The organism is Jeotgalibacillus campisalis (assembly GCF_000829515.1).
Lineage (GTDB): Bacteria > Bacillota > Bacilli > Bacillales > Jeotgalibacillaceae > Jeotgalibacillus > Jeotgalibacillus campisalis.
Genome location: NZ_JXRR01000014.1, coordinates 369,033 through 392,103, shown reverse-complemented (window position 1 = coordinate 392,103; position 23,071 = coordinate 369,033). Strand labels below are relative to the sequence as shown.

At 40.2% G+C, this 23,071-nt stretch carries 28 protein-coding genes; all 28 read right to left on the bottom strand.

The genetic code is table 11. From position 1 onward, the window contains the following. The 28 genes from flhB to trmFO all read right to left on the bottom strand — a co-directional run bounded on the left by flhB (window position 1) and on the right by trmFO (window position 23,020). Entirely contained in the window at window positions 1-1,083 is a 1,083-nt protein-coding gene (flhB, locus tag KR50_RS09050) for a flagellar biosynthesis protein FlhB (protein ID WP_041057521.1), read from the bottom strand. Then, window positions 1,084-1,866 carry a flagellar biosynthetic protein FliR gene (gene fliR / locus KR50_RS09045; protein ID WP_041057519.1) on the bottom strand — a complete coding sequence of 261 codons (783 nt, stop codon included), beginning with the start codon at window positions 1,864-1,866 and terminating at the stop codon, window positions 1,084-1,086. Beyond that, a complete protein-coding gene (gene fliQ, locus KR50_RS09040) occupies window positions 1,867-2,136 on the bottom strand; it encodes a flagellar biosynthesis protein FliQ (RefSeq protein ID WP_041057516.1) in 270 nt (89 codons plus the stop codon). A 14-nt stretch (window positions 2,137-2,150) separates the two neighbouring features. Then, the gene (gene fliP / locus KR50_RS09035) at window positions 2,151-2,816 is read right to left on the bottom strand and encodes a flagellar type III secretion system pore protein FliP (RefSeq protein WP_041057513.1); all 666 of its coding nucleotides are present in this window, start codon (window positions 2,814-2,816) and stop codon (window positions 2,151-2,153) included. Then, window positions 2,809-3,459 (bottom strand): flagellar biosynthetic protein FliO, encoded by a 651-nt coding sequence (locus KR50_RS09030; RefSeq protein WP_041057511.1) that lies wholly within the window; start codon window positions 3,457-3,459, stop codon window positions 2,809-2,811. The genes fliP and KR50_RS09030 overlap by 8 nt, the downstream gene beginning before the upstream one ends. 5 nt (window positions 3,460-3,464) lie before the next feature. After that, window positions 3,465-3,827 carry a response regulator gene (locus KR50_RS09025; RefSeq protein WP_041057508.1) on the bottom strand — a complete coding sequence of 121 codons (363 nt, stop codon included), beginning with the start codon at window positions 3,825-3,827 and terminating at the stop codon, window positions 3,465-3,467. Between the two features lie 18 nt (window positions 3,828-3,845). Beyond that, window positions 3,846-5,048, bottom strand: a complete 1,203-nt coding sequence (gene fliY / locus KR50_RS09020) for a flagellar motor switch phosphatase FliY (protein ID WP_041057505.1) — start codon at window positions 5,046-5,048, stop codon at window positions 3,846-3,848. Further along, complete coding sequence (gene fliM, locus KR50_RS09015; RefSeq protein ID WP_041057502.1) at window positions 5,038-6,036, bottom strand: flagellar motor switch protein FliM; 999 nt, start codon at window positions 6,034-6,036, stop codon at window positions 5,038-5,040. Before fliM ends, fliY begins: the two co-directional genes overlap by 11 nt. Before the next feature lie 31 nt (window positions 6,037-6,067). Further along, the gene (gene fliL / locus KR50_RS09010; RefSeq protein ID WP_041057499.1) at window positions 6,068-6,499 is read right to left on the bottom strand and encodes a flagellar basal body-associated protein FliL; all 432 of its coding nucleotides are present in this window, start codon (window positions 6,497-6,499) and stop codon (window positions 6,068-6,070) included. Next, window positions 6,489-6,716: a flagellar FlbD family protein gene (locus tag KR50_RS09005; protein ID WP_041057496.1), complete on the bottom strand. Its 228-nt coding sequence runs from the start codon at window positions 6,714-6,716 to the stop codon at window positions 6,489-6,491. The genes fliL and KR50_RS09005 overlap by 11 nt, the downstream gene beginning before the upstream one ends. A 52-nt stretch (window positions 6,717-6,768) precedes the next feature. Continuing rightward, the gene (locus KR50_RS09000) at window positions 6,769-7,980 is read right to left on the bottom strand and encodes a flagellar hook protein FlgE (RefSeq protein ID WP_041057494.1); all 1,212 of its coding nucleotides are present in this window, start codon (window positions 7,978-7,980) and stop codon (window positions 6,769-6,771) included. Window positions 7,981-8,050: 70 nt separating this feature from the next. Further along, window positions 8,051-8,431 (bottom strand): TIGR02530 family flagellar biosynthesis protein, encoded by a 381-nt coding sequence (locus KR50_RS08995; protein ID WP_041057492.1) that lies wholly within the window; start codon window positions 8,429-8,431, stop codon window positions 8,051-8,053. Between the two features lie 14 nt (window positions 8,432-8,445). Beyond that, window positions 8,446-9,084: a flagellar hook assembly protein FlgD gene (gene flgD / locus KR50_RS08990; RefSeq protein ID WP_041057490.1), complete on the bottom strand. Its 639-nt coding sequence runs from the start codon at window positions 9,082-9,084 to the stop codon at window positions 8,446-8,448. Between the two features lie 4 nt (window positions 9,085-9,088). Then, window positions 9,089-10,351, bottom strand: a complete 1,263-nt coding sequence (locus KR50_RS08985) for a flagellar hook-length control protein FliK (protein ID WP_041057487.1) — start codon at window positions 10,349-10,351, stop codon at window positions 9,089-9,091. A 35-nt stretch (window positions 10,352-10,386) separates the two neighbouring features. Continuing rightward, window positions 10,387-10,989, bottom strand: coding sequence for a MotE family protein (locus KR50_RS08980; protein WP_041057485.1), 603 nt, complete (start codon window positions 10,987-10,989; stop codon window positions 10,387-10,389). 5 nt (window positions 10,990-10,994) lie between these two features. Continuing rightward, on the bottom strand, window positions 10,995-11,441 hold the full coding sequence (fliJ, locus tag KR50_RS08975; RefSeq protein WP_041057484.1) for a flagellar export protein FliJ: 447 nt from the start codon (window positions 11,439-11,441) through the stop codon (window positions 10,995-10,997). 3 nt (window positions 11,442-11,444) lie between these two features. Next, window positions 11,445-12,773, bottom strand: coding sequence for a flagellar protein export ATPase FliI (fliI, locus tag KR50_RS08970; RefSeq protein WP_041057483.1), 1,329 nt, complete (start codon window positions 12,771-12,773; stop codon window positions 11,445-11,447). Continuing rightward, window positions 12,770-13,534: a flagellar assembly protein FliH gene (fliH, locus tag KR50_RS08965; RefSeq protein WP_232304270.1), complete on the bottom strand. Its 765-nt coding sequence runs from the start codon at window positions 13,532-13,534 to the stop codon at window positions 12,770-12,772. Before fliH ends, fliI begins: the two co-directional genes overlap by 4 nt. 1 nt (window position 13,535) lies before the next feature. After that, window positions 13,536-14,549, bottom strand: coding sequence for a flagellar motor switch protein FliG (fliG, locus tag KR50_RS08960; protein WP_041057482.1), 1,014 nt, complete (start codon window positions 14,547-14,549; stop codon window positions 13,536-13,538). Between the two features lie 12 nt (window positions 14,550-14,561). After that, window positions 14,562-16,157 (bottom strand): flagellar basal-body MS-ring/collar protein FliF, encoded by a 1,596-nt coding sequence (gene fliF, locus KR50_RS08955; protein ID WP_041057480.1) that lies wholly within the window; start codon window positions 16,155-16,157, stop codon window positions 14,562-14,564. 53 nt (window positions 16,158-16,210) lie between these two features. After that, entirely contained in the window at window positions 16,211-16,495 is a 285-nt protein-coding gene (gene fliE, locus KR50_RS08950; protein WP_041058181.1) for a flagellar hook-basal body complex protein FliE, read from the bottom strand. A 45-nt stretch (window positions 16,496-16,540) separates the two neighbouring features. Then, the gene (flgC, locus tag KR50_RS08945) at window positions 16,541-16,990 is read right to left on the bottom strand and encodes a flagellar basal body rod protein FlgC (protein ID WP_041057479.1); all 450 of its coding nucleotides are present in this window, start codon (window positions 16,988-16,990) and stop codon (window positions 16,541-16,543) included. A 3-nt stretch (window positions 16,991-16,993) separates the two neighbouring features. After that, on the bottom strand, window positions 16,994-17,386 hold the full coding sequence (flgB, locus tag KR50_RS08940; protein WP_041057478.1) for a flagellar basal body rod protein FlgB: 393 nt from the start codon (window positions 17,384-17,386) through the stop codon (window positions 16,994-16,996). A 502-nt stretch (window positions 17,387-17,888) separates the two neighbouring features. Continuing rightward, complete coding sequence (gene codY, locus KR50_RS08935; protein WP_041057476.1) at window positions 17,889-18,668, bottom strand: GTP-sensing pleiotropic transcriptional regulator CodY; 780 nt, start codon at window positions 18,666-18,668, stop codon at window positions 17,889-17,891. 75 nt (window positions 18,669-18,743) lie between these two features. Further along, on the bottom strand, window positions 18,744-20,159 hold the full coding sequence (gene hslU, locus KR50_RS08930) for an HslU--HslV peptidase ATPase subunit (RefSeq protein ID WP_041057475.1): 1,416 nt from the start codon (window positions 20,157-20,159) through the stop codon (window positions 18,744-18,746). A gap of 12 nt (window positions 20,160-20,171) precedes the next feature. Next, entirely contained in the window at window positions 20,172-20,714 is a 543-nt protein-coding gene (hslV, locus tag KR50_RS08925; protein ID WP_041057473.1) for an ATP-dependent protease subunit HslV, read from the bottom strand. Between the two features lie 34 nt (window positions 20,715-20,748). After that, window positions 20,749-21,639, bottom strand: a complete 891-nt coding sequence (gene xerC, locus KR50_RS08920; protein ID WP_041057472.1) for a tyrosine recombinase XerC — start codon at window positions 21,637-21,639, stop codon at window positions 20,749-20,751. Between the two features lie 70 nt (window positions 21,640-21,709). Next, window positions 21,710-23,020: an FADH(2)-oxidizing methylenetetrahydrofolate--tRNA-(uracil(54)-C(5))-methyltransferase TrmFO gene (gene trmFO, locus KR50_RS08915; RefSeq protein WP_041057470.1), complete on the bottom strand. Its 1,311-nt coding sequence runs from the start codon at window positions 23,018-23,020 to the stop codon at window positions 21,710-21,712. Between the last annotated feature and the right edge of the window lie 51 nt (window positions 23,021-23,071).

Sequence of the window (23,071 nt, the reverse complement as noted above, 5' to 3'; positions counted from 1 at the left end):
TTACACTTTATTTTTGATGCGATAAACATAGGCAAGAATTTCCGCAACTGCTTTAAAAAATTCTTCCGGTATTGGATCGCCGATTTCCGCCTGAGCAAAAAGAGCTCTGGCAAGCGGTCGATTTTCCACAGCAAGCACGTTATTTTCTTTTGCAACGAGTTTGATTTTCTGCGCAATAAAATCGACGCCTTTTGCTACGACAACCGGTGCATCTGATACGCTGTCTTTATATGTCAACACAATGGCATAGTGAGTGGGATTCGTGATCACAACGTCTGCGTTAGGAATCTCAGACATCATTCTTTTCATCGCCATTTCCCGCTGTCTCTGCTTAATTTTAGATTTAATCAGCGGGTCACCTTCCGTGTTTTTATATTCATCTTTAAGATCCTGTTTTGACATCCGGATGTTTTTTTCAAAATCATATTTTTGATACAAATAGTCAAGTACCGCGAGCAGCAATAAAAACACTGAAGCATACAGACCCATTTGCACCGTCAATTTCCCTGCTGTTAAAAGGGTTGTTTCAACGGATTTAAGTGATAAAGCCAGTACGTGCTCGATAGAAAACCAAATGACTAAAAAGGTCGTTAATCCGATAAGAGATATTTTCAAGATTGATTTTGCCAACTCTACCAGTGCTCTCGCAGAAAAGATTCGTTTAAACCCTTTTATAGGATCGATTTTTGACAATTGAGGTTTTAAAGGATCCGTTGCGATTAAAAAACCGATTTGAACGTAATTCCCGATAATGGCTGAAAGCGCAGCTACTCCCATGATCGGCAGAACAATCCAGGCTACTTCCCTTAGCATTTCTGTATACACAATCATAGCGGTATCCATTGTAACCGGCCTTAACATATAATCGCTAAGCGGCACCATCACGAGATTTATTATACGATCCCAAAACATACCCCCTGCAAAATACAAAAAAAGAAATACGCCCAATAACATGATAGCGGTGGTGACATCCTGGCTTTTGGCTACTTGCCCTTTTTTACGAGAATCGAGCCTCTTTTTAGGTGAAGCCTTTTCTGTCTTTTCCCCGGCAAAAAATTGAAGATCTAACGGGATTCTTTTCATCTAACTAAATCCCCCTCCGAGAATTGTCATCATGTCCCGCATAACGACAAACAATAAATCAAATAACCGCTGAATAACTTGAAAAGTAACGCCCATTGTAATAATAAGGATAATAAAAGCGACTGTGATTTTAATAGGAAAACCAATGACAAAAATGTTGAATTGCGGAGACGTTCTCGCTACAATTCCCAAGGCTACATCAACAAGAAAAAGTGTCGCGATCACAGGAGCGGCTATTTGAAAAGCAATGATAAAAGCAGCAGCAAAGGCTTTAATAACAAACTCTGGTGCAGCGGGATTATCAAATCCGATGCTTACCTGGTCAATCGGCACGAACTGATAACTATAGAAAATCCCATCAAGAATTAAATGATGGCCATCTAAATAAAGCAAAAGAAGCAAAGCGATCGTGTATAAATACTGACCCATTAAAGGGCTTTGAGCACCGGTTTGGGGGTCAATTACATTCGCCATGGCAAACCCCATTTGAAAATCAATAAATCCCCCGGCAATTTGAATCGCTGATAAAACGATATAAGCGATTAACCCGATAAACAGACCCACAACTGCTTCTTTTATAATGAGCAAAATATAGTCTCCATTAATTTCAAAAGGCTCAACATCAATTGTGTAATACATCATCCAGGATAAAATCAGCGCGAATCCCAGACGGTGCATGGGTGGAATTGTCCGGTGAGAAAATAAAGGCATGACAACAAAAAAAGCAGATACGCGTGCAAGCAGTAAAAGTAAGATCGTTAATCTTGGATATAATTCTTCCATTTATCCAATATACCTTGTTAGATTAGAGAAAATATCAGCAGCATACGTAACAATCTGTGTCAGCATCCACGGCCCGAAGAATATGAGCGCGACCATAACAGCAATAATTTTAGGAATAAACGCAAGGGTCTGCTCCTGAATTTGAGTCGTTGCCTGAAAAATACTCACCAACAGCCCAACTACAAGAGCCACCAGCATTAAAGGAAGACTGATCATAAGTGTGATATATACGCCTCTTTCAGCGATCGAGATTACCATTTCACCATTCATTAAATCTCACCTGCCTAAAAGCTCTGCAGCAACGACTGCATTACAAGATACCAACCGTCTACTAAAATAAATAGCAGAATTTTAAAGGGTAACGAAATCATGACAGGCGGGAGCATCATCATGCCCATTGACATTAAAACTGAAGCCACAACCATATCAATAACAAGAAAAGGAATAAAAATCATAAAGCCCATTTGAAAAGCCGTTTTAATTTCACTTAAAGCAAATGCAGGAACCATGACAGTCAGAGGTATTTCCTGAATGGTTTCAGGCCGCTCTGCTTCGGTGTAACTTAAAAAAAGCTCTAAATCTTTTTGCCTTGTGTGCTTGCTCATAAAATCTTTAAACGGTATTGACGCCTCTTCATAAGCCGTTTCCAAATCAATTTCTTCATTGAACAATGGCGTTAACGCGCGTTCATTCACTTCACTTAATACCGGAGCCATAATAAAAAAAGTTAAGAAAAGAGCTAAACCGATAATAACCTGATTGGGGGGCATCTGCTGTGTCGCCAGTGAAGTTCTGACGAACGACAGTACAATAACAATTCTTGTAAAAGCCGTCATTAATATTAAAATACCCGGTGCGAGAGACAGCACCGTTAATAAAAGGAGTAACCGTACGGAAGTTGCAACGTCATCCGGTGGACTATCATTAAAAACCTGAATAAATTCATCCATCTTTGTCATGCTCCTTGCCGCTTACCCGATCAAACAACTTTTTCCGATCTTCCTTTTGCTGGCTCAACTGCTTTGATAAAAGCGATTGAAAACTTTGAGATCCTTCGTTGTAGGGATTTTTTTTATTGTTAAATAGGTGCAATATAAGTTTTGCTATCGGACTTCGCTCTTCGCTCTGCTCTTCTTGTGAGGCATAATAATTTTCGAAATGATTAAGTTCATCCGGGTCGGTCACTTCTTTAATAAGCTGAACATCTTCTCCTACACCCAGAACAAAATAACTTCCTGCGATCTTTACAATTTGTACGGAGCGGTTGCCGCCAAGAGCGGTTCCACCCATATTTTGTATTAGCATGGACTGCTGAAAATTCCTTGTTTTACTGTTAACAAATTTCAGCAGGGCATAAAGTAAAATCAAGACAAATGCAAGAGCGCCGATTAATTTGAGATATGTAACCCACGTCACAGGATCACCGCTCCCTGCTTCTTCATCCACTGCAGGTGCCTGATTATTACTCTCTTCTGGTTGTTCACTCTCAAAATATTGATCTACCATCGTGCTGGCTTGAAGGGTCCCATCTTTGCCTAGAACCAGAAATGCCATTAAAAGAAAAAGGACGCATAACATTTTTTTAACAACCATCATCATCAACCTATCGCTTTTTGAATGGCCTCAATGACTCGATCTGATTGAAATGGTTTAACGATAAAATCTTTGGCTCCTGCCTGGATCGCATCAATAACCATTGCCTGCTGCCCCATTGCAGAACACATGATAACTTTTGCCGAACCATCAATTTTCTTAATTTCTTTTAATGCTGTAATGCCATCCATTTCAGGCATAGTGATATCCATCGTTACGAGATCTGGTGAAGTTTCCTTAAATTTTTCTATAGCCTGGGCCCCATCTGCAGCCTCACCTACAACCTCGAAACCGTTCTTTGACAAAATATCTTTAATCATCATTCTCATGAATGCTGCATCGTCTACAATTAAAATTCTTTTTCCCATCTGTACTACCTCCAAGTGTTATTTCAGTTTATTCAAGCGATCTGTTTGACTTACAATATCGGTTAACCGGACGCCAAAGTTTTCATCTATAACAACAACCTCACCTTGTGCAATTAACCGGTTATTTACTAGAATATCAACAGGTTCTCCGGCCAGTTTATCTAGCTCGATAATCGATCCTGACGTTAATTCCAAAATATCTTTGACAGATCTTTTCGTTCTGCCGAGTTCTACTGTTACGTGAAGCGGGATATCCATAAGCAAATTTAAATTCCTAGACTCACCTGAGCTAAGTCCCGGTGAATCAAATGATGAAAACTCTGCAGGCTGGACATTGACAGGTTTGCTGATAGCTTTATTCCGATTGAGCTGTATACCCTCATCCACGTGATGTTGACCATTATTTTCAGGTGCTGCATAGCTGGCACTAGTAAGTGATTGGGGCTCACCTTTTGGCTCCTGTACTTCTATGTCCTGCATAGGTGTTTCTGCTAAAGCAGCAACAGCTGTTTCTTCCGCTCCTTCTGAAGTGCCCATCAATCGCTTAATCAGGGATTGACCAAACTCAAGACGCACAAGCTGCATAATACTTGAATCAATGAGCGACCCCACCTTTAAATGAAAGGAAATTTGAATAAGAAGCTTCCCGTCAGGCAGGTTTTCCATTCCTTTATTTGATGGAAAATCCATTAGATCAATGCTCGGCGGAGATATATCTACTTTACTATTGAAAATAGTGGACATGGATGTCGCTGCTGAACCCATCATTTGGTTCATCGCTTCCTGAACCGCACTGAGCTGAATTTCATCCAGTTCCTCAGATGATGTCAATCCGTTGCCGCCAAGCATCAAATCAGCAATTACTGCTGCATCGCTTTGCTTAATTACCAGTAAGTTCGTTCCTGTAAGTCCTTCTGTATACTGAACGTTAATTGCTACAGAAGGGTGAGGAAACGACTGTGCTATTTCATCAGCATTGACTACTTTTACAGCAGGTGTTGTGATTTCGACCTTTTGATTTAATAATGCGGAAAGGGCTGTTGCTGAACTACCAAAAGAAATATTTCCAATTTCACCCAGAGCATCTATTGCCATTTCATCTAAGTAATCTGCTGTTAATATATGTGAACCAGGTGATCCATGGAGCTCTTCATTTTCATCAGAGGTACCTTTTAAAAGCGCATCAATTTCATCTTGGGAGAGCATATCATCACTCATCATCGTCCTCTCCTCCTTTCAATTCATCTATAATTTGAATGGCTAGTTTTTTTCCCACTTTTCCTGGCTGACCGGTGAATTTCGGCTGATCGCCAATTAAAATTTCAACCGGTTCGTCAAAACGATGGTTGAGCTCAAGAACATCTCCTACATCAAGCATTAAGAATTCTTCAACTGCCACCATGGATGTGCCAAGTGAAGCTGATATGACCAGCTCAGCCTTTTTAATTCGTTTTTCAAGCTGGATCACTTCTTCCGGTATGCTTTCTTTCTTATTAGATTGCATCCAGTGCTTAACAGAAAGGTTTGGCATAATCGGTTCCAATACGACATGAGGGAGACAAATATTTATCATGCCGCTCGTCTCCCCAACGACTGTATTTAAAGAAATGACAACGACTGTTTCATTTGGTGAAATCACTTGCAGAAATTGCGGATTCACTTCAAAATCAGTTAAAATAGGGTCAATTTCAGCAATCGATGCCCATGCTTCTCTTAGGCTGTCAAAAGCCTTCTCAAACATATTAGACATAATCTTCGTTTCGATTTCCGTTAAATTCTCGACCTTGCTCATGCTTGATCCGTGGCCGCCCATAACGCGATCCATCATGGCATATGCGATATTCGGGTTAATTTCCATTAAAATTTTCCCATCGAGAGGAGGAACCTCATACACGTTTAAAATCGTCATTTTAGGTACGGATCTGATGAATTCTTCATAAGGAATTTGATCAACTGAAGCCACATTGATCTGCACAAGTGTTCTGAGCTGCGCCGAAAAAAAAGTTGTAAGCAATCGCGCAAAATTATCATGAATTCGAGTAATACTTCGGATTTGATCTTTGGAAAATCGCAGCGCTCTTTTAAAATCATAAACTTTTATTTTCTTTTCCTGTTCTTCTTTGCGAATTTCTTCAGCTGACATTTCCCCAGTTGAAATAGCGGATAATAAAGCATCAATTTCATTTTGCGAGAGTATATCTCCTGCCACTAAATCTCACCCCCACTCTCTGACTATCTCTCTATTGAACAACGATGGACGTTGTGTAAATCTGAACGATTTCTCCTTCTTGCATAAGGGCATCTACCCGTTCTTTTACCGTTTCTTCAAACGCCTCTTTGCCCGCTCTTCCCTCAAGGTCAGCACGCGTCATTTCTGATAATTCATCAATAATAATATCTTTAACCATAAAATCTCTTTGCTCGAGCTCTTCAGCTGCTTTTGTACTGTCTGTTTGCATCGTCATGGAAATTCGTGCGAAATTATTATTCGCTATACTAGTTGTCACTTCTGGTATTTCAACAGAAGAGCTAACAATTTCTTCAATTGTCGGCTCCGGCTCTTCCGAACTAGCATCTGCAGAAAGCTGTTTAGTTACTACATAGACAATTACTCCCGCTAGTGAAATTGAAATAACAATGATCAACATGGTCATAAGAAGTTTATTTTTCATCGTTTTTTTCTTCTCCTTTTAAATGAACCAGGTTTAAGGCATGGATGGATTGATAGAACGACCGAACTTCTTCTTTGACATGTGTCATTGAGTCTTTTACTATGAATTTCTTTCCATTTGTCAAAGTAATGGTTGTGTCTGGAAAAGCCTCAATCGTCTCAATATAGATTGCATTAATCAAAAACTTTTTGCCATTCAGCCTTGTTACATTAATCATGTGGCCAGGACTGAAGAAATCACTCCTCAGCCCTTTCACCTCCTACTGCTTGTTATCTTTTCAGATTTACAAGTTCCTCTAAAATCTGGTCAGACGTTGTAATAATTCTTGTGTTCGCCTGAAATCCTCTTTGAGCTGAAATCATTTCGGTGAATTCTTCTGATAAATCCACATTGGACATTTCAAGTGTTCCAGATGAAATTGTGCTGCCAACCGTTTCAACATCGCCAATATTCGCAACACCTGAGTTAACCGATTCCTGGAACAGATTATTGCCGAATTTCACAAGGCCAGATGGGTTGTTGAAGTTTGCCAGGCTTAGTTCAGCCATTGGCGTAACTACACCATTTGAGTACACGCCGCTTATTAAACCTGTATTACTTACACTAAAACTCTCTAAAGATCCTGATAGATTTCCATTTGCTTGAACCTGCGTAGTGATTTCTCCCGGATTGTTTGTAAGGCCTTCAACAACAGGTGGAGCAGCTAAAGCAAAATTCCCTGCTACAGGCGGTGTTCCTCTTTCTACTCTTAAGTTCTGCGGCGCAGGATTCCACGCTGCTACACCTGCAGCGTTAAATTGAATCGTTCCTGTTGTTTCATTATTTGCTGACTCCATAGAGTTATTGCGGAACGCAACATTCCAGCTATTTGCACCGTTGGCAGTCATTTCGACTTCAAGCACATGCTCAATTCCCTGATCATCGACCACTTTCATTTGCTGGGAAAAACTGAAATCCGGGTCCGCTACATTATTCGGCAGATTTCCTGATAAAGTAATTTGATTTGTTGTCTGTGCCGGAAGGACCGCACCGCTGTTAATGCTAATGTCGCTCAGCACACCATTTTGGAATTGCTGTACCCGGTAGCCATCGCCTGTCACCATCGTGCCGCCCTGATCAAGATAAAAGTTTCCGCCGCGCGTAAATAGATTTTGTCCGCCTGGACCTTGAACAACAAAGAATCCATCTCCATTCACCGCCAAGTCGAGCGATCTTCCTGTTGTCTGAAGGGAGGCTTGTGTTTGAACACTGTCTATCGTTGCCGTTACCGAACCAAGTCCGACTTGAAGCGAATTTTTTCCTCCGCGCCCGTCACCTGCTCCGGATGCTCCTTGAATGGTTTGATTCATCGCTTCCTGAAATGTTACGCGCCCTTTTTTAAAGCCGTACGTGTTAACATTTGCGATATTATTACCAATTACATCGAGTTTTGTTTGAAAGTTTTTAAGTCCTGCAATACCGGAATACATTGAACGTATCATTATTTTCTCCCTTCAAATGAAAGCTGCATCTGTCAGTCAGCAGCTTATAGGCTCCTTATAAAAGGTCCACCTAGTCGTTTAATATAATTGTGCCGTCAATATCGGTGAAGATATGATCTTTTATATCTTTTGTTCCCATCGCAGTGATAACCGTTCCGTTTTTAACACTGACAATCAGTGCGGCTTGATCTAGTAATACCAATGAGTCTTTTATGCCTTTTGTTTTGGCTTCATTCACTTTAGCTTCAACTTTTTTCCACTGAGAATCCGTGATGGTGATCTCTCTTTCTGAGAGTCTGTCATTCGCATGTTTACTAATCTTTAGATTATTCGTTCGTGCGATGGCTCCATTGAGTTCATCAGAGAAGCTTTTATTCTTTGCACTGGCTTGTGTTTTGTTTTTAACGGTTATCGGAGGCAATGGAATGGAATTAAATCGAATGGACTCCATCAGCGTCATATCCTTTATTGTCTTATTTGAATAAGTTCATCAGCCCGAATTTTAGATTCATTTTCAGTATGCAGCCAAGTGGACCCTTCTTTAACTGAAACAGATAACACCTTGCTTTCTACTTCTTTTTCATTTTCATCCATCCAGGTTATATTTTTTCCGATCAGCATACTTGCTTGCTGAAGTGAGTTTTTCTCAGCCGGCTGAGTTAGCTCAGAAATATTACCAGGATTAAGCACAGTTCCGTCTGTCAATTCAAATTCAACAGATCCACCTTTAAAACGCACAGTTTCAACTGTTCCTCTCCCTGTAGAAGTCACCTGCTCCCCTTCATCTTCTGTGAGTTTATCCCATTTTACTTCTTTACCTGCAAATTCATTGTATTGAATAAGCTGGGTTTGCTCCTGCATCGATGCAAATTTTTCAAATGATTCACTCATGTTCGTCATTTGTTCCAACGTTGAAAAACTGGCCATCTGCGCTATAAATTCCTTATCTTCCATAGGCTGGGTAGGATCCTGATTGGAGAGCTGAGCAATAAGCAATTTCAGGAATTGATCTTTCCCCATCGCGTCCTGTTTTGCTTTGGGTTCTTCATTTTTTTGAGTCAGTGAAGACAAAAATAAGTCACTGTTTACAGAATTTGCATTCATCGTTCTACACCTCAATATTTAAAAAGATTTTTTGGAAATCCTGCTTTTCTTCCCCCTCTTCATCCTCAGATTCTGATCGATGTTTTTGATCCCGATCAGCATGCTGTTTTGAAGATTGGCCCGTTTCACGGTCTGTCCGGTGATCGCTTTGTGAATGAATAATTTCTATTCGATCGATTTGAATATTTTGATTTGTTAATGCATGTCTGAGCTGCTGAACTTGTGATTCCAGCATATCCTTTGCAACACCTGTACTCGTCATGACCTTTGCAGTTAAAACTCCTGACTTTTGAATAAGTTCGATTTTAAGTGTGCCTAAGTGTTCAGGCTGCAATCGAATTAAAAGTTTTTCAGTCCCATTTGTTTTTCCAAACTTAGCATTGTCCATTACTTCCACAAACTGCTGCATTAGAGACTGAGAGGACTGAGCGGTTTTAGACTCAAACGGCAAACTCCACTTAGAAAGGCCAGCGTCTGTCTGCAGCTGCTGAAGAGGAACTGATAAAGCTTCCTGTTTTTTGATTACATCAGAGCTGTTGTCAGGCAATAATTGGCTTTTGCTTGAAATGCTGCCGGTTGATAAAGCGATCGCGTGACTAAATCCCAGTTTATACACTGGAGAAAAAGTTCCTTTCACTTCTGTCATCAAGGTTTTTAATACACTCTCTAATTTTTCCAGAGTTTTCAAAAGTTCTTCCGCAACCGGACTGGCAGCTGCAGGACTGTCTGATTCCTTCGCAGCAAGGGACAATTGTTTAATAGCTTGCAGTACATTAACTGATGAAGGATCGATGACTTTAAGGTGAATATGTTTTTCGAGTTTTTCAAGGTGAGATTGCAAAAATAAAAGAGATTCAGTAGACCCTGCCTTCCCTTTTGGAAGTGCATATTCTTCAAAAACATCGTTAAATTTTTGATCATCACCATTAAAAAAGTAAAAAAGAGCATCTTTCAATGGGAGCTCCATCCATTCATCTGGAGAAAGCCCTATTTCGGAACTTCCTGCAAATCCGGTTTCAGCGGGAGATTCCACTGCTTCTTCTCCTATTTCTACCGGGGTTTGCTGCTGTAAAACCGCTAACAGTTCTTGAAAAACAGGATCAACTTTTTCTTCTTGTGCATCCACAAGTAATTCATGATTCAGTCCATTTTGTGATGACAGCAGTGAGAAAATGGCACCAAAACCATTTTTTTCACTAATAGACTTCCCGAGTTGTTGCTGATTCTCTCCTGTCATAGTAACCTTTAGCACCGAATTGATATTCATGTAGTTTACGTTCACCCCCTTTCCGGGTATAAGTTCTAAGGTGCCTGTATACCTAGTAAGACTGCATATTTAGCCGCATCCTCAGGAGGCATCTCCTCAAAGATTGAAGCTACTGAATCTGAAGGCAGCTGAGAGAGAATGGCAACAGCCTCCTCTTCACTCATATTCAGTAAAACTGGTGCTGCTGTTTTCCCTTTCATTTCTTTAAAAACGGAAACCATTTCATTATTTTTGCTTTTCTCTGTTTCTTGCTGGTTTTGTTGATTGGCCGTTTCCTGTACTAACCGTTCCTGTTCTTCAGATAGCTTTTCGTTTTCAGCCGTCAATGAACTTAACTCTTTTTCAAGTTCAGCAATATTCGTTTCTTTTTCTTTCAACTGAGTTTGCAAGAAAGCCGTTTGCTCACCATTTTCAGCAGATGAGTTTTCCGGCTCAACCTCCTGACCGTCAGATAGAAACGGGATTTCGATGCCTGCTTCTTTCGCTTTGGTTATAGGATTTATGTCAAGTAAGGTTAATACAATCACACTGGCAATAAGAAGAAATGCTGCGGGTACTAAAAAAATTAATAGAAATACTTGAAATTTCCCAGGAGATTTAGTTTCTTCCAGGTCTGCTTTCCCTTCTTTTTTATTCATGATTATCACCTGCTTCTTTGTTTCATGAATTGAATCATCGACAGCTCATTCATTAGCTGACTGTCTAATTCTCGTTGTTTTGCTGTGAAGAGCAGCTTATCTTTATCTTTTATTTTTTCGTATTTTCGGACTTCTATATTGCGATCTGTTACCCGCTGTTCATGCCACTGCATGGTTGACCTTGCTTCCATCACGAGCTTCTGCTGATAACTGATGCTTTTTTCAATATTTGTAAGAAATGCTTGTCCATGTCTTAAGGACTGAACCGCAATCCCGTTTTGAATACTCACCGTTTGATCTTCTATCATTCTTTCTTTTTTCTTCAGCAAAAGATAGAGTTTTTGAGCAATTCCTTCAAAGGATTCAATTGATTCCCTATACCGGTCTTCAGCTTCTTTTTTTTCTCTTTCCCTGACAGTCAGAACCCGATCGAAGCGAAATTGATACGCCACTTATTACCACTCACCCTTTTCAGAAAGATTAACCAATTGCTTTACGCTCATGTTGTACTCCACTTTTTCATCATACGACTGTTTTAAAAACTCCTTAATCTTGGGGATCACTTTAATTGCATCATCGATTTCTTTAGAAGATCCTTTTTTATATGCGCCAATATTAATTAAATCTTCAGCTTCCTCATACGTGCTCATTAGATGTCTTATTTTCCCGGATGCAAGCAAATGCGGTTTCTCTGCCAAATGATTCATTAGCCGGCTGACGCTCTTTAATACATTAATGGCAGGATATTGTCCCCGATTGGCTATTGCCCGATCCAGCACAATATGTCCATCCAAAATCCCTCTGACAGTATCGGATATGGGTTCGTTGAGGTCATCGCCATCTACCAGGACAGTATAAAAAGCTGTTATACTGCCAAATTGATTTGTACCAGTCCTCTCTAAGAGCTTTGGCAGCAGACCAAAAACAGATGGAGTATATCCTTTAGTAGCCGGGGGCTCGCCGATTGCAAGTCCTATTTCTCTTTGAGCCATCGCTACCCTTGTAACAGAGTCCATCATAAGCATGACATTTAAGCCTTTATCTCGAAAAAATTCTGCGATAGCAGTAGCTGTAAACGCTCCTTTGATTCTCATTAGGGCAGGCTGATCACTGGTCGCGGCAACAATTATACTTTTTTTAGCTCCCTCCGGACCGAGATCTCTTTCAATGAATTCTCTTACTTCACGGCCTCTTTCTCCAATCAGTGCAATTACATTAATGTCTGCTTCTGTGTTTCTTGCCACCATCCCAAGAAGTGTGCTTTTTCCTACACCACTTCCTGCAAAAATACCAATTCTCTGCCCTTTTCCTACTGTCAGCATGCTGTCAATTGCCCTGACTCCAACTTCCATTACTTCGTTTATTGGCGGTCTTGTTAAAGGGTTAGGCGGTTCTTTCTCTGTCGTTACAGTCTTCATTCCGTAAGGAAGCGGACTGTCATCAATCGGTTCACCTAAAGGATCTACAATTTTCCCTATTAAAGCATCTCCAACCTTAATTTCAAGAGGGCGACCGGTAGCTTCGACAATGCTTCCTGGTGCTATATCATGTACGTGTGTGAAAGGCATCAGCACGACAATCCCTTCTCTGAAACCCACTACTTCCGCTTTTATTTGAACTTTCTTTCTTTTCGAGCTCGATTGAACATATATGTAACACATCTCTCCAATGGAGCTTTCAGGGCCCTGTGATTCGATCATCAACCCAATTACCTGCTTTACTTTTCCATAACGACGCAGGGTTGGAATGGTTGAGACATGAGGAATCAGATCTGCTGCTTTCATTGTTCCTCACCTAGTAATTCTGTTAGTTTCAGCTTTAGTTGAGTGAGCTGAGTATCAATGCTTAAATCAATTCTTCCTTGAGTCGTTTCGATATAGCATTGATAAGGTTCAAGCTCATCCTCGGGATAAATGGATAACTGTACATCAACTGGAAATATCGCCAGTAGTTCATCGCGTTCCTGATGAAGCAAAGAATACTGCGCAATAGCAATATATATCTTCACTTCTTTCATTTCTCTGACTTCTTTAATAGCCTTTTTAACAACCGCAAGATAACGGTCTGGCTCATCCTCAAGCGTCTGTGCTAAGATTTTTTGAGCAGTTTGAATAGCTAATTCCAAGATTACTTGTTCATTCCGCTCTATATGCTCATAAAGTGCTTCTTTGGCAGATGAAACAATTTTTTTTGCCTCCTCGAGCGAATGAAAAAGATCTGTATACCCTTTTTCTCTGCCTTCTTCATAACCTTGACCAAATGCTTTTTCATAAGCTTCCTGCTGAATTACCCTTTTTTCTTCGGTCCAGTTGTTTTTTTCATTCTTTATATCCGTGAGAGCTGCATCCGCTTTTTGCTTTGCGCTGCTTTCTAAAGTAAAAGCATTATGTTTCGCCTGCTCTACTATTCTGGCTGATTCCAAATGTGCCTGTTCAACTGTCCAAACTAGTGAATCCTGCTGATCAGTGTTTCCTCGTATAACTGGTCTGAAAGGAATGTTTTTAGCATCATATGAACTGGAATTTACAGCTTTTGACTTTATCACTCTAGACAATAACGTCATCTCCCCCGCCACGAGCTACAATAATTTCCCCTGCTTCCTCAAGACGTCTTATAATGGCGACAATTCTTGATTGAGCTTCTTCAACATCCCTAAGCCTGACCGGTCCCATAAATTCCATTTCTTCCTTAAAGTTCTCCGCCATTCGCTGAGACATGTTTTTAAACAGCACTTCTTTGACTTCATCGGTTGAAACTTTCATAGAAAGTAAAAGATCTTCATTTTCACAATCACGTATAACGCGTTGAATGGAACGATTATCAAGTGTGACAATGTCCTCAAACACAAACATGCGCTTTTTGATTTCTTCAGCAAGCTCTGGATCCTGTATCTCTAATGAATCGAGAATCGTTTTTTCGGTAGCCCTGTCAACCCCATTCAGCACTTCAACTACAGACTCTATTCCGCCGGTTTCTGTATGATCTTGCTGAACAGTTGATGAAAGCTTTCTTTCAAGCACCGATTCAATTTCACTTATTATTTCAGGGCTTGTGCTATCCATTACAGCAATCCGTTTTGCAATGTCAGCCTGAACATCCTGCGGCAAGGCAGAAAGGATTTGACCCGCCTGCTGCGGATTCAGGTAAGACAATATCAAGGCTATTGTTTGAGGGTGCTCATTTTGAATAAAATTTAAGATTTGCATAGGATCTGCTCTTTTAGCAAAATCAAATGGTCTTACCTGAAGAGAAGAGGTCAGGCGGTTTATTACCGCATTTGCCTGGTCAGCACCCAGCGCTTTTTCTAAAATCGTTTTTGCGTAGCCAATTCCTCCTTGAGAAATATAATCCTGCGCTAATGCAATTGTATGAAACTCTTCAAGCACCTCGTCTTTTGCTTCCGGCTCCACTTTTTTTACACTGGAGATCTCTAATGTTAATCTTTCAATTTCTTCTTCATTTAAATGTTTATAAACAGAAGATGCGACATCCGGCCCTAGAGAAATAAGCAATATCGCTGCTTTTTGTTTTCCTGATAACCCTTTTTCTTTCCTGGCCATAATGGCTCACTCCTAATCCTCAGCAATCCAGGACCTCAACAGCTTTGCAAAGTCTTCTGGCTTTTCCTGCGCCATTTTTTCTAATTGCCTGCGCCGTAGCGTTCCTTCTGTTTCTATTTCGTTGTTCACATCAGGTACGTCTAGTTTTTCTTTTTGTTCCACAATGATTTCTTCTTCAACTTCTTCTGTTTTTCTTCTTGCCCTGAACATGACGAAAATCAAAACCCCGATAACTGCTAGCAGCAATCCTCCTACCAGATATGTCCACCATGGTATAACAGGCGTGCTAACCGGCTCTTCAGCTGTCATCAGTCCATTAAATGGCTGCACGGAAACCAATACTTTCTCTGCTATTTCTGCCTCTGTGAGATCAGCCGAAAATTCATTGTCAATCGATGTTCGTATTATGGTTTCAAGCATTGTTTCAATATCATCTACACGATCTTGGGGCAGTGATGCAGGATCATCAGGGTCGGGAGGTTCTACCATGACCTGAAACCCTATATCTCTGACTTTATAAGGACTTTCAACTATGTTTCGTCGGATGCGGTTCACTTCGTTATTAATGGTTTCTTCTACTCTTTCAAAGTCGCCGTTACCGTTCGTTCCTTCTACAAAACCCGTTAGATTATCTCCAGGATCTCCTCCCTCTGCTGCTCCGCCTGCTTCTTGTGCGGTGCCTTCAAAGGTTTCAGAAATTCTTTGTGCACTAATTTCGATTCCTTCCATGTTCTCTTCATCGACCGGAGTCACAAGGTTTTCTTCTCTATTCTCCTGATCAAAATCAATGTCAGTTGAAATGGAAACAACTACTTTGTTCTGACCCATTAGTGTTCCCAGCATCATTTGAACCTGACGCTGCAAATCCCGTTCAATGGTCTGTTTAATTGACATCTGATCGGTCACATTCACTCCTGCAAATGAAGAATTTGAGTTTTTTAGATCGTAATATTCAAAAAATTGATTCATGATGACGATATTCTCAGTAGGAAGACTGGGAACACTTTTAGAAACCAGAAGATACAGCGAATTTATTTGTCCTTCATCAAATTGGTAGCCCGGTTTCGTATTCAGAACGATTGATGCCGAAGCCTGCTCTGCTGTGTCTTCGAGAAAAACTCCTTTTTCAGGCATGGTTATCATAACCTGAGCATTTTGGACACCTTCTATGCCCTTCATCAACTCAGCAAGCTCGGTTTGCATAGCGTCGAGCTTCAGAACATTAAATTCATTATCAGTCATGCCAAAACCGGCATTTTCACTGAAAAAAGAGTAATCGATGTTGCCGCTTTGAGGGATCCCTTCTGCAGCGAGTTCCACCATTAAGGTTTCCACCTGCTCTTCAGGCACTAAAATAGCAGTACCTCCTTCTATAATTTCTGACGGAATTCCTCTTCCATCCAGATTCTCCTTAATCATACCGGTTTCAGATGGAGTCAAATTACTGTATAAAGGAACAAGCACATTTCGGGCAGACATAAAGGAAACGATCAAAATGATCAGAATAATAAGTCCAGCGATTACAGCCCCAAGAATGATTTGCTTCCTTGGCCGCTCTGCAAAAAATGTTTTAATTTTCGTTGTCAATTGTTGAAATGTTTCGTTCATCACAATCCTCCGGTCTTTCGGTTAAATGCAAAGCCTTAAGAATTGAGGTACTGTTAAACAGGCATTCTCATAATTTCTTGATAAGCTTCAACCGCCTTATTTCTCACTTGCATCGTTAGTGATAAAGAAATTGATGCTTTTTGTGAAGCAATCATCACATCATGCAATTCTACATTTTCTCCTTTTACTAGTTTGTTTGTCATATCATCACTGCTAAGCTGCGCTTCATTTACTTCGTTAATGGAATCTTTCAGCATATCGGCAAAATTTTGCTGAGCATTGTATGGTGAAATTCTTTGAGTGGACCCGGTTTGGGCTGATGGAGAAATAGTCTCCATCCCCACTGGGGAAATTGATTGAAGAGGCAAGTTGTTCATCCTTTCTTATGATTTGCCTATTTGCAAGGCTCTCATCATCATCGCTTTATTTGCATTAAACACCGTAACATTTCCTTCATAAGAACGCGTAGCTGACATTAAATCTATTGTTTCCCGTAATGGATCGACATTCGACATTTCAACGTACCCCTCATCATTTGCATCGGGATGCTCAGGATCATACATCAGCGCTCCTTGTGTCTCGTCTTCACGAATAGCTGACACCGTCACACCGCTTCCAGTTGCTTCTTTAGTCCCCATTGCCATAGAAAGATGAGATGAAAATCCCTGGCTTTTAGGTGCAAGCATGACGGTTTTTCTTTTATAAGGCTGCCATTCTCCATTTTCAAAGGTTGCACGGGTAGTATCCGCATTTGCCATATTGGATGAAATGACATCCATTCTAAGCCGCTGTGTGGTCAAGGCGGAAGCTGTGATATTCATTGATTGAAACATTTTTTACTGACCTCCTCTGATTACAGTATTCAGACTGCCGAATTTACCGCTGATTCTCTCAATTAACGCATCATGATAGATTTGGTTCGTCGCAAGGTTCGCCATTTCTCTATCCATGTCGACACCGTTTCCATTTTCTCTGTATGAAAAGTTTCTTTTCTGTATTTTCACAGAGCCTTCAGCAAGATCTAACGCAAAATGGCGAGGATCTGATGATTGACTTTTAGAAGATGTCATTTTCATTTCATCCTGTAATACAGTTTTGAAATTTACGTCTTTCGACTTATAACCCGGTGTATCAACATTTGCTACATTATCTGCAATGACTTTTTGCTTAATTGCAGAATAGGATAATCCTCGTTCTAATTGGTTTATTGTTCCTGAAAATAATTTCACTTTTAAACCTCTTTTCCTTATATGACAAAGATCGACGGGATCTCTTACAACATAATTGAACACTTATACATCATTTTACTGATTAGTGATCTAATCGTCTATAGATTTAGAGAAAGTATTAATAGTCTAAAAGAACCAATTTTTAAAAACAATACTTTTAGTCTAGTTTATTTTTTAAATCTTTATTCCGCTAAAAACCATATGAAATCTTTCTTTTATCATACTTAGTTATGTTATTTTCGACATATTTCCGTAATTTTTTTGCCAAAAATAACCTTACCATATGTTTCTTGACGATTCTATATTCTTTAAAGAATCTTCACAAACATATTACAATTCTGCTTACTTAGTGAGATGCTTGCATCCTCCACTTACATAAAATGGCTCACGAACGCTATGATAAATCATAAAAACGGTAATAGTTCTTTAATCAGCCTTAATTTAGGTAATTTCGCACAAAAAAACTTAGCTGCAGAGCAGCTAAGTTTTAGTATTCGTTTAATTAGTTATTTTTAATATTATCAAGCTCAAGAAGGAATTTGTCATTAAGAACCTTAATATAAGTTCCTTTCATCCCAAGTGAACGTGATTCAATTACTCCAGCACTTTCAAGCTTGCGCAGTGCATTTACGATGACGGATCTTGTAATGCCTACACGGTCTGCTATTTTCGATGCAACTAAAAGACCTTCGTTTCCATCAAGCTCTTCAAAGATGTGCTCAATCGCTTCAAGTTCACTATACGAAAGAGAACTGATCGCCATTTGAACGACTGCTTTGCTTCGTGCTTCAACTTCAATTTCATCTGCTTTTTCACGCAGAATTTCCATTCCGACTACTGTTGCACCATATTCGCCAAGAATTAAATCATCATCTTCAAACGCCTGCTGTACACGTGCAAGAATCAAAGTACCTAAACGTTCGCCCCCGCCAATAAATGGCACGATTGTTGTCAGACCATTTTGGAAAAGATCTTTATTTTCTACTGGGAACGCAGTATATTCACTGTCTACGTCTAGATTCGGTGAAGTTTCAGTTATATTGAAAAGATTTTTCGTATATTCTTCCGGGAATTGACGGTCTTCTAACATTTGCTTCATTCGCTCGTTTTCAATTTGCTGATTTACAGCAAAGCCAAGCAATTTACCTTTTCTGCTTAAAATAAATACATTCGCTTCAATGACATCCGATAGTGTTTCTGCCATTTCTTTAAAATTAACAGGTTTACCTGCTGATTTTTGTAGCATTGCATTAATCTGTCTTGTTTTACCTAGTAAGTTCATTTGTATTAAATCCTCCTGTATTCTTATAAATCAAATAATTATTCTCATCTTTCCCTATTAAGGGCAATTCAAACCCTATAAGATAAATTGACTAAGGTCTTTATCCTTTGCAATCGTTTCAAGCTTATCATCAACATAACCTGGTGTAATTCGAACAGTCCCGATTGATATATCGGAAGCTTCAAAAGAGAGATCTTCAAGAAGCTTCTCCATAATGGTATGAAGTCTTCTTGCGCCAATATTATCTGTATCCTGGTTAACCTGATAGGCAATCTCGGCCAGTCTTACCGTTGCTTCGTGTGTAAATTCAACTTCAATACCTTCTGTAGCAAGCAGCGCAACATATTGTTTAATAAGTGCATGATCAGGTTCTACTAGAATACGCACAAAATCATCAACTGTCAGCTTTTGCAATTCAACACGAATAGGGAACCGTCCTTGAAGTTCAGGGATAAGATCTGAAGGTTTCGCAGTATGAAAGGCACCGGCAGCAATAAATAATACGTGATCTGTTTTCACAGGTCCATATTTCGTAGTGACTGTAGATCCTTCAACTATCGGCAGAATATCTCTTTGCACACCTTCTCTCGATACATCTGATGAGCTTGTACCGGAAGATTTAGAAGCAATTTTATCAATTTCATCAACAAAGATAATCCCCATCTGCTCAGCACGGTGCAATGCATCCTGAGTCACTTCGTCCATGTCAATTAATTTAGCCGCTTCATCATGTGTGAGTACTTTTCTGGCTTCTTTTACTTTTAATTTTCTTTTTTTCTTTTTCTTCGGCATCATATTGCTTAACGCATCCTGCATATTCATGCCCATTTGTTCCATTCCGGACCCTTGAAGCATATCAAACATTGATGACATCTGCTGTTCGTCCACTTCAATTGTGACCGTCTGCTCTTCAAGCTCGCCCGCTTTTAATTGACGTGCAATGTCTTTTCGGCGATCTTTAATGGTTGCTTCTTCTTCTTTTTGTTCATCAGCTGTGTCGGTCGAAGCCTCACCATTTCCCCCAAACATCATTTCAAATGGGTTTTTAAAGGATTGTGACTTTTTAGCAGACGGAACCAGCAATTTCACTAAACGTTGATTAGCCTGCTCTTCAGCTTTCCCCTGAACAGAAACGATTTTTTCTTCCTTCACAATTCGAACGGACGTTTCCATGAGATCTCGAACCATTGACTCCACATCACGTCCTACATAGCCTACTTCTGTAAACTTAGTGGCTTCAATTTTAATAAATGGTGCACCGACAAGCTTGGCAATCCGACGCGCGATTTCCGTTTTCCCAACTCCCGTCGGACCCATCATCAGGATGTTTTTAGGAATGATTTCTTCGCGCAGTGTTTCATCGAGCAAATTTCTGCGATATCGGTTTCTCAATGCTACAGCTACAGCACGCTTTGCATCTCTTTGCCCTACAATATATTGGTCAAGTCTTTCCACTATTTGTTTTGGAGTCAATTCAGTTTTATTTGTCATCATATCGCTCCTTTACAATTCTTCAACTACAATATTTGTATTCGTGTATACGCAAATATCTGCTGCCACGTGAAGTGCGGCATCGGCTATCTCTTTTGCAGTCATATGGTCGCCGGCATGTGTTTTTAGCGCTCGCCCTGCTGAAAGTGCATAATTTCCACCTGAACCAATGGCAAGTACTCCATCATCAGGTTCAATCACTTCGCCGGTACCAGACACTAATAAAAGACCTTGCTGATCCATAACAATCAGCATCGCTTCAAGCCTTCTTAACACTTTATCGCTTCTCCATTGCTTGGCAACTTCAACTGCAGCTCTTTGCAAATTGCCATTATACTCTTGCAGCTTCCCCTCAAACATCTCAAATAAGGTGAAAGCATCAGCTACAGAACCAGCAAAACCGGCAATAACCTGACCATTAAATAACTTCCTTACTTTTCTCGCTGTATGCTTCATTACTACTGCATTCCCAAACGTTACCTGACCATCACCTGCCATTGCAGACTGTCCCTTATGCTGAACGGCAAAGATCGTTGTCGCATGAAATTGGTCCATATCGTCGGCCTCCTTATCAATAGCTTATATGTAATCAAGCCCGTGGATGAAATGAATTGTACGTTTTTCTTAAATGCTCTTTTGTTACATGAGTATAAAGCTGAGTAGAAGAAAGATGAGAATGACCTAAAAGCTCCTGCACCGTTCTGAGATCAGCTCCGTTGTTCAATAAATGAGTCGCAAAAGTATGTCTCAGCATATGCGGATGAATAGAAGCCGTCAGAGTGGTTTTATTCATTAAGTTAGTCAGCATATAGCGGATGCCTCTAGCTGTTAGAGGTTCACCCCGATGATTAATGAATAGACTAGTCATGCCGTCTCTTTTCACTAATTCAGGCCGCCCCTCTTCCACATAGTGTTTAATTGCATTTCTTGCAAAGTCGCCGAAAGGAACATAGCGCTCTTTTCTGCCTTTACCCTTAACCAAAAGAGTGCCCATTGTTAAATCCAGATCCTGCAGGTGAATTGAAGTACACTCGCTTACCCGTATTCCGGTTGCATATAATAGCTCAAGGATCGCTTTATTTCTTAAATCAAGCGGCTTCTCCCCATCACAAACTAAAAAAAGCTGCTCCATTTCATTCTCATAAAAAAAATGAGGCAGCCTGCCCTCTTTTTTAGGGTGCAATACATAAGACATCGGATTTGTTCTCTGCTTTTCTTCACGCTGCAGATAGGAAAAAAAACTTCGAAGGCTGGAAATTTTCCTCGATACAGAAGCCCTGGAGTATTTATCCTGGTGAAGCTGCATTAGAAAAAGCTTTGCATGAATTTCGTCTACTTCTTCTAATGCATCGACACCTTCTTTTAAGAGAAAAAGAAAGAATTTGTCTATGTCATGAATATAATGTTCAATTGTTAGGGAAGAATAATTTTTTTCGGTTTGTAAATATTGAACAAATTGCTGTTTGGCTTCATGAAACATGTTATTCAATTTGATCACCTCGCAAAAGCCTCTAAATTCTAACACGAATTTAAGACAGTGGCAATAAATTTTACACTTTTTTCACAAAGTTCTGAATTGTTTCCAGCGCTCGTTCTGCTTGCTTTTCAGCACGCTCTTTCTTCCCTTTTACCTTTTCTTCCAAATCAGGAAACAGTCCGAAATTGGCGTTCATAGGCTGAAAGTTTTTCGTATTGGCTTGTGTGATATAGCGAGCCATGCTTCCCATTGCAGTTTGAGCAGGGAATAAAACAGGTTCTTCTCCCTTGGCAAGTTTTGCCGCGTTGATCCCTGCTATTAAGCCGCTCGCAGCTGATTCAACGTAACCTTCAACACCTGTCATCTGGCCTGCAAAAAAGAGATCTTTTCTTTCTTTAAACTGATACGTCGACTCAAGAACTCTTGGAGAATTGATAAATGTATTGCGGTGCATCACCCCGTATCTGACAATTTCTGCATTTTCAAGACCCGGGATTAAACGAATAACATCTTTTTGAGGACCCCATTTCAGATGTGTCTGAAAACCAACAATATTGTACAACGTGCCCGCTGCATCATCCTGTCTTAATTGAACAACAGCGTAAGGTCTTTTGCCGGTTTTTGGATCTTCTAAACCAACTGGCTTCATTGGTCCGAATAATAATGTTTTCCGTCCTCTTTCAGCCATCACTTCAACGGGCATGCAGCCTTCAAAATAAATCTCTTTTTCAAACTCTTTAAGAGGAACAACCTCTGCTGCTATAAGTGCATCATAAAAGGTATTAAATTCTTCTTCGGTCATGGGGCAGTTTAAATAAGCTGCCTCTCCCTTATCATATCTTGATTTTAAGTACACTTTCTCCATATCAATGCTGTCTTTTTCAAGTATAGGCGCAGCTGCGTCATAAAAATACAGATATTCTTCTCCAGTAAGCGCCTTTAGCTGAGAAGCAAGGCCTTCTGTTGTAAGTGGTCCAGTAGCAATAATAGTGATTCCTTCTGGAATTTTGGTTATTTCTTCTGAAAAGACTTTCACATTCGGGTGCTCTTTAACTTTTGACGTAACATGACTGGCAAACTCATGGCGGTCTACTGCCAGTGCTCCACCTGCTGGAACGGAGCATGCATCTGCTGAACCGATTATGACCGAATCAAAAGTTCTCATTTCCTCTTTTAATACGCCTACTGCGTTAGTAAGATTATTTGCTCTAAGAGAATTGCTGCACACTAGTTCAGCGAATTTATCTGTATGGTGGGCCGCAGTTTGTCTGACAGGCCTCATTTCATATAAATTGACTTGAATGCCTCGCTGTGCGATCTGCCAGGCTGCTTCACTTCCAGCTAGGCCTGCTCCTACTACATTAACTGCTGTTGATGCTGTCATTTAATTATCCTCCTTGCACATTTTTCTACTATAGCTATTTTACCAGAAGAA

What these genes read in the sequence shown, in the direction of transcription:
- xerC (WP_041057472.1), bottom strand. Translation starts at nt 21,639, where the DNA reads ATGTTTCATGAAGCCAAACAGCAATTTGTTCAATATTTACAAACCGAA.
- KR50_RS08985 (WP_041057487.1), bottom strand. Translation starts at nt 10,351, where the DNA reads ATGAATATCAATTCGGTGCTAAAGGTTACTATGACAGGAGAGAATCAG.
- flgC (WP_041057479.1), bottom strand. Translation starts at nt 16,990, where the DNA reads ATGTTTCAATCAATGAATATCACAGCTTCCGCCTTGACCACACAGCGG.
- KR50_RS09000 (WP_041057494.1), bottom strand. Translation starts at nt 7,980, where the DNA reads ATGATACGTTCAATGTATTCCGGTATTGCAGGACTTAAAAACTTTCAA.
- flhB (WP_041057521.1), bottom strand. Translation starts at nt 1,083, where the DNA reads ATGAAAAGAATCCCGTTAGATCTTCAATTTTTTGCCGGGGAAAAGACA.
- fliF (WP_041057480.1), bottom strand. Translation starts at nt 16,157, where the DNA reads ATGAACGAAACATTTCAACAATTGACAACGAAAATTAAAACATTTTTT.
- flgD (WP_041057490.1), bottom strand. Translation starts at nt 9,084, where the DNA reads ATGAATGCAAATTCTGTAAACAGTGACTTATTTTTGTCTTCACTGACT.
- fliR (WP_041057519.1), bottom strand. Translation starts at nt 1,866, where the DNA reads ATGGAAGAATTATATCCAAGATTAACGATCTTACTTTTACTGCTTGCA.
- KR50_RS09005 (WP_041057496.1), bottom strand. Translation starts at nt 6,716, where the DNA reads ATGATTAATGTAACAAGGCTGAATGGCAAAAAGTTTTTGATTAATGCA.
- fliQ (WP_041057516.1), bottom strand. Translation starts at nt 2,136, where the DNA reads ATGAATGGTGAAATGGTAATCTCGATCGCTGAAAGAGGCGTATATATC.
- fliI (WP_041057483.1), bottom strand. Translation starts at nt 12,773, where the DNA reads ATGAAAGCAGCAGATCTGATTCCTCATGTCTCAACCATTCCAACCCTG.
- hslV (WP_041057473.1), bottom strand. Translation starts at nt 20,714, where the DNA reads ATGGACCAATTTCATGCGACAACGATCTTTGCCGTTCAGCATAAGGGA.
- codY (WP_041057476.1), bottom strand. Translation starts at nt 18,668, where the DNA reads ATGAACTTACTAGGTAAAACAAGACAGATTAATGCAATGCTACAAAAA.
- KR50_RS08980 (WP_041057485.1), bottom strand. Translation starts at nt 10,989, where the DNA reads ATGAATAAAAAAGAAGGGAAAGCAGACCTGGAAGAAACTAAATCTCCT.
- fliY (WP_041057505.1), bottom strand. Translation starts at nt 5,048, where the DNA reads ATGATGAGTGATGATATGCTCTCCCAAGATGAAATTGATGCGCTTTTA.
- hslU (WP_041057475.1), bottom strand. Translation starts at nt 20,159, where the DNA reads ATGACAAATAAAACTGAATTGACTCCAAAACAAATAGTGGAAAGACTT.
- trmFO (WP_041057470.1), bottom strand. Translation starts at nt 23,020, where the DNA reads ATGACAGCATCAACAGCAGTTAATGTAGTAGGAGCAGGCCTAGCTGGA.
- fliL (WP_041057499.1), bottom strand. Translation starts at nt 6,499, where the DNA reads ATGAAAAATAAACTTCTTATGACCATGTTGATCATTGTTATTTCAATT.
- fliE (WP_041058181.1), bottom strand. Translation starts at nt 16,495, where the DNA reads ATGGAGACTATTTCTCCATCAGCCCAAACCGGGTCCACTCAAAGAATT.
- KR50_RS09025 (WP_041057508.1), bottom strand. Translation starts at nt 3,827, where the DNA reads ATGGGAAAAAGAATTTTAATTGTAGACGATGCAGCATTCATGAGAATG.
- KR50_RS09030 (WP_041057511.1), bottom strand. Translation starts at nt 3,459, where the DNA reads ATGGTTGTTAAAAAAATGTTATGCGTCCTTTTTCTTTTAATGGCATTT.
- fliG (WP_041057482.1), bottom strand. Translation starts at nt 14,549, where the DNA reads ATGGCCAGGAAAGAAAAAGGGTTATCAGGAAAACAAAAAGCAGCGATA.
- fliP (WP_041057513.1), bottom strand. Translation starts at nt 2,816, where the DNA reads ATGGATGAATTTATTCAGGTTTTTAATGATAGTCCACCGGATGACGTT.
- KR50_RS08995 (WP_041057492.1), bottom strand. Translation starts at nt 8,431, where the DNA reads ATGGAGTCCATTCGATTTAATTCCATTCCATTGCCTCCGATAACCGTT.